This window comes from Herbidospora galbida (assembly GCF_005233835.1).
Taxonomy (GTDB): domain Bacteria; phylum Actinomycetota; class Actinomycetes; order Streptosporangiales; family Streptosporangiaceae; genus Herbidospora; species Herbidospora galbida.
The window spans coordinates 24,962-38,877 of the sequence record NZ_SZQA01000038.1; the positions used below are offsets into that span (position 1 = coordinate 24,962).

General features: G+C 71.8%; 12 protein-coding genes. 3 read left to right on the forward strand and 9 right to left on the reverse strand.

Annotation, left to right across the window (positions count from 1 at the left end; translation table 11 throughout):
* Window positions 1-5: 5 nt before the first annotated feature.
* The 5 genes from FDA94_RS31250 to FDA94_RS31270 are packed head-to-tail and all read right to left on the reverse strand — an operon-like array spanning window position 6 to window position 4,861.
* Complete coding sequence (locus FDA94_RS31250) at window positions 6-2,246, reverse strand: beta-ketoacyl synthase N-terminal-like domain-containing protein (RefSeq protein ID WP_137250660.1); 2,241 nt, start codon at window positions 2,244-2,246, stop codon at window positions 6-8.
* A gap of 27 nt (window positions 2,247-2,273) precedes the next feature.
* A complete protein-coding gene (locus tag FDA94_RS31255) occupies window positions 2,274-3,311 on the reverse strand; it encodes an aminomethyl transferase family protein (RefSeq protein ID WP_137250661.1) in 1,038 nt (345 codons plus the stop codon).
* A gap of 5 nt (window positions 3,312-3,316) precedes the next feature.
* Window positions 3,317-3,790, reverse strand: coding sequence for a 3-hydroxyacyl-ACP dehydratase FabZ (fabZ, locus tag FDA94_RS31260; RefSeq protein ID WP_137250662.1), 474 nt, complete (start codon window positions 3,788-3,790; stop codon window positions 3,317-3,319).
* Entirely contained in the window at window positions 3,787-4,077 is a 291-nt protein-coding gene (locus FDA94_RS31265) for an acyl carrier protein (protein ID WP_137250663.1), read from the reverse strand. The genes fabZ and FDA94_RS31265 overlap by 4 nt, the downstream gene beginning before the upstream one ends.
* A 34-nt stretch (window positions 4,078-4,111) precedes the next feature.
* Window positions 4,112-4,861, reverse strand: coding sequence for a 3-oxoacyl-ACP reductase family protein (locus tag FDA94_RS31270; RefSeq protein ID WP_137250664.1), 750 nt, complete (start codon window positions 4,859-4,861; stop codon window positions 4,112-4,114).
* Window positions 4,862-4,995: 134 nt separating this feature from the next.
* Here FDA94_RS31270 and FDA94_RS31275 point away from each other — a divergent pair, with 134 nt between their 5' ends.
* Window positions 4,996-6,546 (forward strand): FAD-dependent monooxygenase, encoded by a 1,551-nt coding sequence (locus FDA94_RS31275; protein WP_137250665.1) that lies wholly within the window; start codon window positions 4,996-4,998, stop codon window positions 6,544-6,546.
* Here FDA94_RS31275 and FDA94_RS31280 read toward each other — a convergent pair.
* A complete protein-coding gene (locus FDA94_RS31280) occupies window positions 6,527-7,927 on the reverse strand; it encodes an AfsR/SARP family transcriptional regulator (protein WP_212735586.1) in 1,401 nt (466 codons plus the stop codon). The two genes, FDA94_RS31275 and FDA94_RS31280, sit on opposite strands and share 20 nt — an antisense overlap.
* A 305-nt stretch (window positions 7,928-8,232) precedes the next feature.
* Between FDA94_RS31280 and FDA94_RS31285 the strand changes: the two genes are divergently transcribed.
* Entirely contained in the window at window positions 8,233-9,114 is an 882-nt protein-coding gene (locus FDA94_RS31285) for an aldo/keto reductase (RefSeq protein WP_170991209.1), read from the forward strand.
* On the opposite strand, the gene FDA94_RS31290 is transcribed toward FDA94_RS31285, so the two are convergent.
* The 3 genes from FDA94_RS31290 to FDA94_RS31300 form a co-directional block, all read right to left on the reverse strand.
* A complete protein-coding gene (locus FDA94_RS31290) occupies window positions 9,090-9,758 on the reverse strand; it encodes a response regulator (protein WP_137250668.1) in 669 nt (222 codons plus the stop codon). The genes FDA94_RS31285 and FDA94_RS31290 overlap by 25 nt on opposite strands.
* Window positions 9,739-10,446 carry a sensor histidine kinase gene (locus FDA94_RS31295; RefSeq protein ID WP_170991210.1) on the reverse strand — a complete coding sequence of 236 codons (708 nt, stop codon included), beginning with the start codon at window positions 10,444-10,446 and terminating at the stop codon, window positions 9,739-9,741. Before FDA94_RS31295 ends, FDA94_RS31290 begins: the two co-directional genes overlap by 20 nt.
* Before the next feature lie 442 nt (window positions 10,447-10,888).
* On the reverse strand, window positions 10,889-11,785 hold the full coding sequence (locus tag FDA94_RS31300; protein ID WP_170991211.1) for a UbiA family prenyltransferase: 897 nt from the start codon (window positions 11,783-11,785) through the stop codon (window positions 10,889-10,891).
* Window positions 11,786-12,180: 395 nt separating this feature from the next.
* Between FDA94_RS31300 and FDA94_RS31305 the strand changes: the two genes are divergently transcribed.
* Window positions 12,181-13,902, forward strand: coding sequence for a 2-isopropylmalate synthase (locus FDA94_RS31305; RefSeq protein WP_137250671.1), 1,722 nt, complete (start codon window positions 12,181-12,183; stop codon window positions 13,900-13,902).
* Window positions 13,903-13,916: the final 14 nt, after the last annotated feature.

A 13,916-nucleotide genomic window follows, 5' to 3' on the forward strand; every position in this document is an offset into this window, starting at 1 on the left:
GAGGGTCATAACGCCCCCAGCAGGACGGCGCCGCGCACCGAGCCGGGCGCGGCGCTGAGCACCAGCGCCCGCCGGGCCGGCTCCGGCAGCTCCGGTTCGCTCAGGTAGTCGGCGAGCGTGCCCGCCGCCGGCGTGGCCAGCCCGGTCAGGGCGGGAGCGACCCCGTCCCTGATCGCGAGCGCGGCCAGCGCGATGTTCAGGGCGCCGGTCGCGGCCTGGCAGTCGCCGGTGAGCCCGGCCGACGCGGTCAGCGGCACGCCGGGCAGCGCGGCCAGCACGGAGGCGGCCTCCTCGGCGTCGTCGTCGCCTCCGGTGGCCGCGCCGACCACCAGGTCGAGCGGTCCGGTGAGACCGGCGAGTCCGGTGAGCCCGTCGAAGGGGCCGCCGACGTGGCCGGCGCCCAGCACCCGCGCGTAGGGGCTCCCGCCCCGCGCCGCGCAGTGGTCGGCCGCCTCCACCACGAACGCGACCGCCGCCGACCCGGGCACCCGTCCGGAGTCCCGGTCGTACGGCGACACGAACGCGTCCTGCGGCACCACGCCGACGTGCTCGTCGGCGGCCACCACCACGACCACGTCCGCCTTGCCCGCGCTGATCATCTCCACCGCGCAGTCCAGGGCGATCGACGCCGACGCCCCGCCGTTGCAGATCGTCGTGGTCGGCCCGCGCAGCCCGAGGGTCTGGCAGACCGCGCCGCCGGTGGCGTTCAGCACCACGTTGGAGAAGCTGAGCACGGCGGGCTTGTTCGGGTTGGCCGCGATGCTGTCGTCGAAGCCGCCGGTGCTCTCCGCCGACCCGGCGCCGGTGGCGAACACCAGCCCGACGTCGTCGAGTTCCTTCCTGGGCAGCTTCAGCCCGGCGTCCTCCCAGCTCAGCCGGGCGGCCGCGATGGCCATCCGGGACAGGTGGTTCATGTGCCGCCACAGTGAGCGGGGCGCGAACGTCCTGCCCTCCAGGGCGGGCCGCGCGCCCGGCGCCCGGCGGCCGGCCAGGAGGGCCTCGGTGGTCTCGGCGATGCCGGCCCCGAGCCCGGTGACCGGGCCGAGCCCGGTGATCACGACCTCCCGCGGGGACGGTTCGGCGTACTCCCGGCCGGCGTCCGGCGTGGTCAGGACCAGCGAGACGTTGTTGCCGCCGAACGCGTAGTTGTTGGAGACGACCGTGTCGGTCGAGAGCTTGCGCGCGCGGTTCGGCACGAAGTCGAGGTCGCCGGGCACGGCGCCCGGGTCGAAGCCGATCGTGGGCGGCGCGATGCCGTCGCGCAGGGCGAGCACGGCGGCGACCGCCTCGACCGCGCCGGCCGCGCCCAGGGTGTGGCCGACGAACGACTTGATGCTGCTGGTCGGCACCTGCCCGGCACGCGGCCCGAAGGCCGCGCGCATGACCTTGGCCTCCATCGCGTCGTTGGCGGGGGTGCCCGTGCCGTGCCCGCTGACGTAGCCGACGTCGTCGGTGGTCAGGCCGGCGTCGGCGAGCGCCCGCCGCATCGCGGACACCCCGCCGCGGCCGGTGGGGTCGGGGGCGGTGGCGTGGTAGGCGTCGGCCGACAGGCCGTACCCGGCGACCTCGGCCAGCGGGACCGCGCCCCGGGCCAGCGCCAGGTCCAGCGGCTCCAGCAGCAGGAACGCGGCTCCTTCGCCGAGGTTCAGGCCGTCGGAGTGGCTGTAGGGCCGGCACGGGCCGGTGCTCAGGGCCTTGAGCCCGGCGAAGCCGGCGTAGGTGCCGAACAGCAGCGGGTCGACGCCGCCGGCCAGGACGGCGTCGGCCTCCCCGGCGCGGATCTTGTCCTTGGCCAGCCCGACCGCGTTGCCGCCGGCCGCGCAGGCCGTGGACACCAGGATGCGGGGGCCGCGCATGCCCAGCCGGTCGGCGATCACGTCCTGGGTGTGGTGCATGGGCTGGTAGTGGCCGGCCGCGTCCGGGGTGGCCTGGCACTTGCCGAGGATCATCCCGAACCGGGTGGCGTCGATGCCGGTCAGCCCCGCCTGGGCGATCGCCTGGCGGGCCGCGATCAGGGCGAGCCCGGCGGTGCGGTCGAGGGCGGTGTCGGGCCCGGGCAGCTGCCCGGTGATCCACTCGTCCGGGACCTGCCCGGCGTACCGGGCCTCGAAGACCTCGAAGGCCGGGTCCCGGATGGGGGTGAGGCCGCCCTGGCCGGTGGTGAGCCGGTGCCAGAACTCTTCGGGGTCCCGGCCGATGGCACAGATGACTCCCAGGCCGGTGACGACGACGGGCCGCAGCGCCATACTGGATCTCCTTACCTGGCGGACCGATCAGATGATCGGAATGCTCCAGCTCTTGGGCACGATGTAAGGGCTGGTCAGCGTGGTCACACCGGCGCCTTCCACGGTGAGCTCCAGCCCGGCGGCGGCCAGTCCGGCCTCCACCCTGGCCAGGCCGAGCGTCGTGCCGAGGCCGACGCTGCGCACCGCGAACACCACCTCGCCGACGTCCTCGCCGCCGGCCAGGACGCGCGCGCCCGGCTCGGGCACGGTGTCGCCGCCGGAGAAGCCGACGGTCCTGCGGCCCTGCCGCGACTCGAACGCGGCGAGCACGGCCTCCTTGCCGACGAACTCGTCCTTGGTGATGTCGACCAGCCAGTTGGCGCCGATCTCGATCACGTTGACGTCGCCGGCGGTCTCCAGCCGGGGGATGGGCTGGCGGACCTCCAGCATGGCCAGCTCCAGCGCCTCCTGCCCGGAGGGGGTGACGTGCTCCAGAGTGGCCCGCCACAGGTCGGCGGCGGATTCGACCGGCACGATCATCTGGTAGCCGTACTCGCCGGTGAACCCGGTCCGGGCGAAGATGATCTCGACGTCGTTCCACACGGTGTCCGACACCGCCTCGAAGGGCAGCGAGGCCAGCTCGCCGTCGATCAGGCGGCCGACCACGCCCCACGCGTACGGGCCTTCGAGCCCGATCACCGTCAGGTCGGCCGAACGGTCGACGATCTCCACGTCCTCGTCGTTGACCGCCCGCAGATGCTCCAGCAGCCGGGTGCCCGCCCCGACCGAGCTCTCCAGCAGCAGCCCGTCCTCCCGGCCGAACGCCAGGACCTGGTCGACGACCCGCCCGTCGTCGTCCAGCACCAGGCTCATCATGCAGCGCTCGGAGGTCAGGTACTCGACGTCGCGGGCCAGCACCCGCTGCGCGAAGTCCACCGCGCCGGGACCGCTGATCTCGATCAGCGTGTGCCCGCTCAGGTCCAGCGCCACGGCCCGTTCCCTGAGCACCTTGTACTCGTCCGACAGGTCGGTGAAGCGGAGCGGGACGGTGGCGTCGCCCACCTGGCCGTAAACGATGTCGGTCATCGGGGTCACACCTTTCCTTCGGCGGCGTTGCCCGCCGGATCGACGATGGTGAGGATTCCTTCGGCCGCGACCTGGCCGTCGACCCGGGCCGAGACCCGGAACTCGGCGAAGCCCGCGCCGCCTCCGGTCCGCTCGGCGGTCAGGGTGAGCCGGTCGCCGGGGACGACGGGGCGGCGGAACCGCATCGACCTGACTCCGGCCAGGTAGCTGATCCGGCTGGCCCCGGCCAGGGCGAAGACCAGGCCGGCGAGCTGCGCCATGGCCTCGATCATCACCACGCCGGGCAGCACCGCCTCGGTCGGGAAGTGGCCCTGGAACCACAGCTCGGTGCCGGTGACGTTCTTGGTCGCCGTGCCCTTCGTGCCGGGTTCGACCTTGCCGACCCGGTCCAGCAGCAGCATCGGCCAGCGGTGCGGCAGCACCTCGCGGATCTGGTCGTTGCTCAGCCCGGTGACGGGGGCCGCCGCCACGATCGTCATGCGGTCGCCCCGAGCCGCGGATCGACCTCGTCGGCCAGGCGGGAGATGGAGCCGAAGACGGCCATCTCGCTGTCGTACAGGGCCACCCCGAACTCGGCCTCGATCGCGACGTACAGTTCCAGCACGTCCAGGCTGTCGAGTTCGAGGCCGCGCCCGAAGAGTGGCTGGTCGTCGGTGATCCAGTCGGGTTCGACCTCCAGGTCGAGGCGGGACACGATCATCTTCTTGATCTGGCTGCACGTCTGCTGGCGCTCGGCGGCCTTGGCGCGGAGCTCGTCGACGGTCATCTGTCCTCCAGTTGGTTCTTCGGCGTTGGGTTCTTCAGCCGAGGCCGCCGCCGTGGGCGACCACGACAGAGCCGGAGATGTAGGACGCCTTGTCGGATGCGAGGAAGCTGACGATCGAGGCGATCTCCTCGGGCCGCCCCATCCGGCCCAGCCGGATGCGGGACTCGTACTGCTTCCTGATCTCGGCGGGCACCCTGCGGGTCATGTCGGTGGCGACGAAACCGGGCGCGACGACGTTCGCGCGCACCCCGTGGGGGGCGGCCTCGTTGGACAGCGCCCGGGTGAACGCGATGATCGCGCCCTTGGACGCCACGTAGTTGGTCTGGCCGGGGAAGCCGCCGTCCAGGCCGCTGGTGGACGACAGCGTCACGATCGCCCCGCGGCGCTGGTGCTGCATCAGCCGCAGGCCCTCCCGGCAGGCCAGGAACGTGCCGACCACGTTGACGTCCATCGGCGTGCGGAACTGCTCCAGGTTCATCGCGACGAGGTAGCGGTCGAGGGTGATGCCGGCGCTGGTCACCAGGATGTCGAGCCGGCCCCGGACGGCGCGGACCTCGCGGAACATCGCCCGCACCGCGTCCTCGTCGGTGACGTCCGCGCGAACGGCCGTCGCGGTGCCGCCGCGCTCCTCGATGAGGGTGACGACCTCCTTGGCGTCCGCCTCGGAGCGGGCGTAGTTGACGATGACGTGCGCGCCCTCGGCGGCGAGGTCGAGCGCGACGGCCCGGCCGATTCCGCGGGAGCCACCCGTAACCAGGGCCACGGAGCCTTCGGCAAAGAGCATCGTCGTCTCCAGACAATCGCACTCAGAAATAGTCCGAAACTTCAAGAATCAAGCTACTAAGGCGCGATATCACGGCTGTATCACCGGGTTATCCACGGATTGACGCACATTAGGCGACATATGATTCTGGCTCCGTGGACGAAGCACGCGTCGAGAACGTCGAGATTTTGATCGTCGGCGGCGGTCCGGTCGGACTGGCGGCGTCCATCGAGTTGTCCCGGCACGAAATATCTTCGTTACTCGTCGAAAAACATCCGGATACATCTCTTTTTCCGAAAGCGCGGCTCGTCTCCACCCGGACGATGGAGATCCTGCGCTCCTGGGGCATCCAGGACGAGGTGGAGCGGGCCGGCATGCCGCGCGAGGACGTGCTGGCGGTCGGCGTCGGCACCTCGCTGAGCGCCGGCGACTACCTGCGCAAGGCGGCGGCCATCGCCGAGGACGCGGCGCAGAGCCCGACCTACACCTATCTGTGCTCCCAGGACGTCCTTGAAGTGATCCTGCGCCGGGTCGCCGAGTCGGCCGCCGACGTGCGCTTCGGCACCACCATGACCGACCTGCGGATCGACCGTGACGGGGTGCTGGCGACCGTGGTCGCGGGCGGGGTCGCCACCCGGGTCAGGGCCCGCTACCTGATCGCCGCAGACGGCGGCCGCAGCGCGATCCGCGAGCGGCTCGGCATCGCCATGGAAGGCCCGCCCCCGCTCGGGCACATGGTCAGCATCATGTTCGACGCCGACTTCGACTTCCTGCCCCCCGGCCGCCGCGCCGCCCTCTCCTTCGTCCGCAGCACCCCGGGCGGCGCGATCGAGGCGGTCGACAACCGCCGTCGCTGGATCATGCAGACCGGGTACGACCCCGCCAGGGGCGGCAGCGCCGACGACTTCACCGAGGAGTACTGCCTGGCCGCCGTACGTTCGGCGATCGGCATCCCCGGCCACCCGGTCGACATCGTCGGCGTGATGCCCTGGCTCCAGCAGGCGGCGGTCGCCGCCGAGTTCGCCAAAAACCCTGTCTACCTGGCCGGGGACGCCGCGCACGTGGCCACCCCGCAGGGCGGGTTCGGCATGAACTGCGGCATCCAGGACGCCCACAACCTGGCCTGGAAGCTGGCCGCCGTCCTGCGCGGCGAGGCCGGCCCGCGACTGCTGGACACCTACGCGGAGGAACGCCGCCCGATCGCGGTGCGCACCGTGGACGAGAGCCTGGTCAACGCCATGATCACGTTCAAGATGATGGCCGGACGGCTGTCCATGCACGAGGCCATCGAGCAGCAGGCGGGGCGGCGCGGGTCGGAGGGGCTGGTGCTGGGCTTCCACTACGACTCGGCCGCCGTCGTCCCGGACGGCACGCCGGAGCCCATGCCGGCCGATCCGTACCGGACGTATGTGCCGACCGCCCGGCCGGGCCACCGCGCCCCGCACGTCTGGGTGTCACCCGGCGTGTCCACGCTCGACCTGCTCGGCCCGGCGTTCACCCTGCTCACGGCGGCGGGCAGCGGATGGGCGCCGGCCCCGGGGGTGAAGGTGGTGGAGATCGACTCGGCGGAGTGGGCCGAGGCGTACGGCGTCGGCCCGGAGGGCGCGGTCCTGGTCCGCCCCGACGGCCATGTCGGCTGGCGTACCCGGAGCGGCGACCACGCCGGACTGGAGAAGGCGCTCGACGTCATCCTGGCGCGGGAGTGACCGACAGGGAGCGGATCCGGGCGGCCCCCATCCGCAACCGCAGCGGATTGCCGCAGGAGCGCGCCAGCAGATCCGTTACGGCCTGCCCCCCGGCCGGGCCGGCCAGCAGCCCGGCCAGTTCCCTGGCGGCCTCGGCGGCGAGCGGCCGGACGAACTCGCGGTGCGCGCCCTGCCGGGCCACCAGCTCGTCGAGCGGGTCGGTGCTGGTCACGATCACCCGGCAGTTCGCGCCGCCGGGCAGCAGCGGCAGGACCTGGGCGGCGTCTACGGCCCGGTCGAGCACCACGACCATCCGGCGGCGGGCCGTCCAGCTGCGGAACAGCGCGACCTTCTCGTCGCGGTCGGCGGGGATGTCGGCGCGTGGCACGCCGAGCGCGCGCAGGAACCGTCCCAGCACGGCGGCGGGCTCGGTCTCCTCCAGGTCGGCGAACAGCTGACCGTCGGGGAACCAGTCGGCCCGGTCGTGCGCCCACCGCAACGCCAGCGCGGTCTTGCCGATGCCGGCCGGGCCGCTCAGCACGGTCGTGCCGGGCAACGCCACCTCGGGGTCGGGCCGCAGCACCGCGTCCAGCGCGGCCAGTTCCTCCCCCCGCCCGACGAACGGCAGGACCCGGGGCGGGAGCTGGGAGGGCACGACGAGTCCGGCCCGGTGCGCGGGCTGCCGCATCAGGCCGGACTCGTCGCGCAGGATGCGCTCGTGCAGGTGGCGCAGCGCGGGGCCGGGCTCCAGGCCGATCTGGTCGCGCAGGTAGCGGCGGGTCTCCTGGTAGGTGCGCAGCGCGTCGGCGCGTCGGCCGGCCCGGTACTGGGCCAGCATGAGCTGGGCCCTGACCCGCTCGCGGAACGGGTGCTCGGCGACCAGCGCCAGCAGTTCGGGGATCACCTGGTGGTGGTGGCCCAGTTCGATCTCCAGCTCCAGGCAGCCCTCGGCGGCCTCCAGCCGGGACTCCTCCATCCGGGCCACGTCGAAGCGCAGGCCCCGGATGTCCTCGAAGGGGTTCCCGCGCCAGAGCGCGAGCGCCTCCCGCAGCAGCCGGACCGCCTGCTCCGGGTTCTTCGCCGCGGCCTCGCCCCGGGAGCGGGCCACCAGGGACTGGAACCGCAGCCAGTCGATGCTGTCGGGGGCTGGGCGGATCAGGTAGCCGGGGCTGGACGTCTCGATCACGCCGGCGCCCAGGACGCGGCGGAGCCGGGACACGCAGATGGCGATCTGGCGGCGCGCGCTGGGGGGCGCGGCCTCCGTCCAGACCGTCTCGATCAGGCGGTCGACGCTGACCGCGCGGCCCGCGTTGAGCACCAGGCCGGCCAGTATCGCCAGCTCGCGGCCGGCGCAGATCCGCAACTCGACGCCGTCGCGCAGGACCTGCATGGGGCCGAGCACCCGGAATATGAAACCGTCGCCCATCATCGGGCCCATAAATTCTCGAAGAGATAATGTTGAGCCATTTCAATAATCTCTCCCGCACAGATTCCACTGACTCCGAACCTAATCAGCGGCCCCTCGTCCCGGCACCCCTAGCACCCCCCTGTTACCCGTCACCCCGACGCCCGACGGGGATTCCCCTGTTTCTCCGGGAAACCGGCACCGGCCGAACCGTCACTGTACGCTTTTGAGCGGACTTTGACCGCCACTGCGCTCGCCGAGGGGGGAAATTGCGTTTTACGAGACTCGGGCGGGACGGCCCGGTGATCTCCAATATCGGGCTCGGCACCCTCGCGCTGTCAGGGGCGTACGGGTCGGTGGACCCCGGCGACGCGCTCCACCTGATCGGCCGCGCGCTGGACGCCGGCGTCAGCATCGTCGACACCGCCGACCTCTACGACGACGGCCAGGTCGAGCGCCTGATCGGCCGGGCGGTCGCGAGCCGCCGCGAGGAGATCGTCGTCTGCACCCGAGGGAGCGGCACCGCGCAGGCGTGCGAGGCGTCGCTGAAACGCCTCGACGTGGACGCCATCGACGTCTACTACCTGCGCTCCCCGCACCGGGACGCCCCCGTCGAGGAGAGCATGTCCGGGCTGGCCGACCTGGTCAGAGCCGGGAAGGTCCGCCATGTCGGCCTGTCCGGCGGGACGCTGCGGCAGCTCCGCGAGGCCAGCGCCGTCCATCCGGTGGCCGCGCTCGCGGTGGAGTACTCCCTGTGGGGACTGCGCGCCCAGCCCGGCCTGCTGGCCGAGGCCCGGCGGCTGGGCGTCAGCGTGGTGGCCGCCCGCCCGGTCGGCCGGGGCTTCCTCACCGGCCGCATCCGCTCCGCCGGCCAGCTGACGCCCGGCGACTGGCGGCGCCGCGACCCCCGCTTCCATCCCGCCGGCCTGCGCCGCGGCCTCGGCCCGCTGCGTGCGGTCGAGGACGTCGCCGCGCGGCTGGACCTGGGCGCGGGCCGGCTGGCGCTCGGCTGGCTGCTGTCCCAGGGCGACCATGTCGTCCCGGTGCCGAGCACCCGCGACGAGGTGCACCTGGAGATGAACCTCGCCGCCTCCGAGGTGCGGCTCGCCCCGGGCGTCCGCGACGAGCTCAGCCGGATCTTCCCGCCCGGGGCGGCCGATCAGTCCGACTCTCTCCTGCTCTGAGCCGGGATCAGCGACGCCGCCATCGCCTTGTTGACCGCGTCGATCCGGGAGACCGCGTTGAGCTTCACGAAGATGTTCCGCATGTGCCGCTTGACGGTCGCCTCGGCCAGCCCGAGCCGGCGGGCGATCTGGAGGTTGCTCAGCGCCTGCGCGGCCAGTTGCAGGATCTCCTTCTCCTTGTCGGTCAGCACCCCCGGCTGCGGGCCCTCCACCTGGGCCAGGCTGGCGCGGGACACGGCGAGCACGACCCGGCCCGGGTCCTCGTACACGCCGCGGACGGCCGCGAGCAGTTCGTGCCGGTGGATGCTCTTGAGCAGGTAGCCGCTGATCCCGGCCGCGAGCAGGCGGGTGAGGAGGTGCGGGCCGTCGTACATGCTCAGGATGATGATCCGGGTGGACGGCGACAGCGTCCGGATCCGGGTGACGGTCTCCAGCACGTCGTCGCCGGGGATCTCCACGTCGAGCAGCACCACGTCCGGGCGGGTGTCGCACACGACCCGTACGGCGTCGGAGGAGTTGCCCGCCTCGCCGGCGATGACCAGGTCGGCGGTGGATTCGAGGATCTCGCGCAGGCCCTCGCGGAACAGGGCGTGGTCGTCGACGAGCGCGACCGAGATCTTCCCGCTAGAGGTCGTCGGGCTCACGGGTCTGCCTCTTGAGCGGGATGGACAGGTCGACCCGGCAGCCGCTGCCCGGGTCGCTGGTGATCGCCAGCCGGCCGCCGAGCAGCTCGGCCCGCTCCCGCATCGAGGCCAGCCCCACGCCGCGGCCCCGGGCCCGCGACGGCTCGAAGCCCCGGCCGTTGTCCTGCACGAACGCCTGGAGTTCGTGCGGGGCGATGTCGACCCGCATCAGGATCACCGACGGCCCGCCGTGGGTCAGCGCGTTCCTGGTCGCCTCGCGGATGATCAGGAAGGACTCGTCAAGGACGCGCGGCTCGGCCCACGACTCGTCGCCGTTCACCTCCAGACCGACCGACACCCCGTTGTCCTCGATCGCCTCGAGGAACCCGAGCAGCGCCTTCTCCAGGCTCTTGACCGGCACCTGCGGGTGCAGTTCCGAGGTGATCTGGCGGAGGTGCTCCATCGCCTCCTGGATCGCCTGCTGGGCGACCCCGATCTTGATGGCCGCCCTGGCGGGGTCGGTGCCACGGTGCAGCTCCGACAGCGCGAGCTGCTGGTGCGCGACGCTGACGCCGTGACCGATCCGGTCGTGCAGATCGCGCGCGATCCGGCGGCGCTCCTCCTCCTGCGCCTGCTGCACCTCGTTGAGCAGGAACCCGTGGTAACTCTCGGAGGCCTCCCTGACCCGGCGCGAGAGGCTCTCCTCCATGCCGGCGGCGACCAACGCGAAGACGTCGGTAGGGCTGTCGGAACCGGCCGCAATTTGCCGGGCCAGATGTGTGAGCGCGGACCTGAAAAAAAGTGAGCCCGCCTCAAGAGATGCCTTCGGATGAACTCCGGAAGCCGCCCTGCTGGTGCCGACTTCCCAGGCGTGAAACTTATAGAGTTCGCTGACCTGCACTTTTCCGGAGCGCAGTGTCGCGGCTACGTCGTCGAGAACGTACTGGGCCGTCATAAGAGCCTGGCGAACCGCGTTCGGATCCGTGGAGAGCGTGTTGCCGGTGGCGTGCAGCTCCGACTCGAATTCCTCAAGGATTTCGGCCCGGCACGCATCCACGAATCTCGCCGGATCACCCTCCGCCCCGAAATCAGCACCCAAGGAAGTCCCTCTCGATTTGGGACGCGCGAGAGCCTACAATCTCCCACTTACGTCACAAAAGCAACATATCCTTCCCAATATTAGAGGACAGGACAGTAATGTGAACCACGTATTGCGTCGTCATGAAGGCCCGGTAAGGTCTGCGCCGCCGGCCCCGGGCGGCGCCCGCGTGTGCGGTGCGACCCGCCAGGGTGACCGCCACCGCTCCGGCGAACATGGCCACTGCGGTCCCGGTGAGCGGCGCCGAAAGCGCCGCACTGGCCACCCAGAACGCCCCCGCCAGGAGCAGCGCGGCGGCTGACATGACGTTCCCGGCCGCACGCGCGCCCCAGATCACCGCGATGGTGCGCCGGCCGGCGGCGGCGTCCCCCTCGATGTCCGACAGGTCCTTGGCCGGGATGCCGACGAGCGTCATCCAGCAGGTCGCGGCCGTCGCGAACATGATCAGGGTGAGCGGCGTGGCCCCGTCCGCCCCGTCGACGACCACGGTGAACCCTCCCCCGTAGGCCAGCAGCCCCGACCCGCAGACCACCGCGACGGTGCCGCCCGAGCGCCGCTTCAGGTGGAACGGCGCGCCCGAGTACAGGTAGCCGAGGACCAGGTTGGCCGCGACGACCCAGGTCATCGCGGCGGGCAGCCCGGCGGTCGCCACCAGCGACAGGGCCGCGGTGACCGCGGCCGCCGCGGCCGCCGTGCGCGGGTCCAGGTCATTGCGGGCGATCGGCCGGCGGGACCCGTTGACCCGGTCCTCGTGGACGTCCGAGACGCCGTTGCCCACATAGACCGCGAAGATCGACAACACCCAGGCGGCGGCGCCCTGCAGCACCTTCGCCGGGTCGGGGGCGGCGGCGACCGGCAGTGCCAGCGTCGCCCCAGCCAGGAATCTCAGCATGGACACGGCCAGCACGGCCGGCCGGGCCTCGATCGCGCAGAACCTCAGCGCTCTCATCGCGCGTCTGAGGGTGGAGGGTCCGGATGCCCGGCCCGATACCCACGTGCTCGCCATGACCGGATTGATACGCCGGAATCGGAGCCCGGTTAAGGGGGATAATCCGAGAGTTGCAGGCGGGAATACAACTTTTGATACCCCCCTTACCACTCGGGGCTACTTTCCCCGAACTGCCGACACCCCTTCTTGCCGGGCTCGGCGGCCCCTATTAGCTTGAGGCCAGCGAATCAGGGATCGTACAACTTTCAACAAGTCGACCTTAGGCAACCCGGCGCCGGATATCAAGCTTCTGCGCCCACCGGGGTCCCCACAGGCAATCGCACAGGTCAGGCCGCGCCGGGCCCCTCCTTGCATGATCCACCCGCCGGGAGTCATACAGGAAAGGAAATACGACGATGAAGGGTGTCGAGCGTTATTCCGAATTCACCCCCCTTGTTCTGACCGATCGCACGTGGCCGGGAAACCGCATCGACACCGCGCCGCGGTGGCTCTCCACCGACCTGCGGGACGGCAATCAGTCACTCGCCGATCCGATGACGCCCGAGCGCAAACTCCAGATGTTCGAACTTCTCGTGGGGATCGGCTACAAGGAGATCGAGGTCGGTTTCCCGGTGGCCAGCCGGAGCGATTACGACTTCGTGCGCATGCTCATCGAACGCGACCGAATACCGGACGACGTCTCGATCACCGTGCTCACCCAGGCCCGTGACGACCAGATCCGGCGCACCGTGGAGTCCCTGAAGGGCGCGCGCCGCGCGGTCGTCCACATCTACAACGCGACGTCCCCCCTGTTCCGCCGCACCGTGTTCAACCTCGACCGGGCGGGCGTGCGCGACCTGGCCGTCCGGGGCACCCGGACGATGATGCGCCACGCCGAGCGGACGCTGCCCGGCTGCGACCTGGCCTACCAGTACTCCCCCGAGCTGTTCAACGAGACCGAGGCCGACTTCGCCCTGGAGGTGTGCGAGGCCGTCATGCGGGTCTGGCAGCCCGAACGCGGGCGCGGCATCATCCTGAACTTCCCGACGACGGTCGAGCGGTCGCTCCCGAACGTCTTCGCCGACCAGATCGAGTGGCTGCACCGCAACCTGTCCCATCGCGAGCACGTCTGCCTGTCGGTGCACCCCCACAACGACCGGGGCACCGCGGTCGCCTCCGCCGAGCTGGCCCTGCTGGCCGGCGCGGAACGGGTCGAGGGCTGCCTGTTCGGCAACGGAGAACGCGCCGGCAACGTGTGCCTGGTCACCCTCGCGATGAACATGTACAGCCACGGCGTCGACCCCGGCGTCGACTTCTCGGAGATCAACGCGGTCCGGCGCACCGTCGAGCGGTGCACCGGACTGCCGGTCCACCCCCGCCACCCCTACGGCGGCGACCTCGTCTACACCGCGTTCTCCGGGTCGCACCAGGACGCCATCAAGAAGGGCTTCGACGCCCGCGCCCGGCAGGCCGCGGAGACGGGGACGCCCCCCGACGCGCTGCCGTGGCAGGTGCCGTACCTGCCGGTGGACCCCAAGGACGTGGGCCGGACGTACGAGGCGGTGGTCCGGGTGAACGGCCAGTCCGGCAAGGGCGGGGTGGCGTACGTGATGAGCGCCTGGCACGGCCTGAACCTGCCGCGCGGCCTGCAGGCCGACCTGTCGGCCCGGGTGCAGTGGCACGCCGACGCGGCCGGCGGCGAACTGAGCCCGAACCGGATCGGCGCGCTGTTCTCCGAGGAGTACCTCTACCACGGCGAGCCGACCGACCCGCTCCCGGTGGGCCGCGAACCGCTCGCGGCGACCCTGCACGTCGACGGGGGGTTCGAGGTCGGCGGCGTCCGGGCGGACGCGTTCGGCGCCCTCGGCTCGGTGCTGAGCCCGTGGGGCATCCGGGTCGACGTGGTGCACCGCACCGGGCGGCCGCTCGACAACGACGAGCTCACCCCGGACCAGCCGGTCAGGTCCGGCGACGAGACCGTGATCTACGCCGAGTGCCGCAGCGGCGGAGCGGTCGCCTGGGGCGCGGGCATCGACAGGGACGTCGCGGCGGCGGCCTTCTCCGCGGTCCGCGCGGCCGCCGACCGGCTCGCCAGGGACGGCCACCTGACCGCCCACCTGGCCGCCGCCGGGCACTGACGAAGAGGGGACGA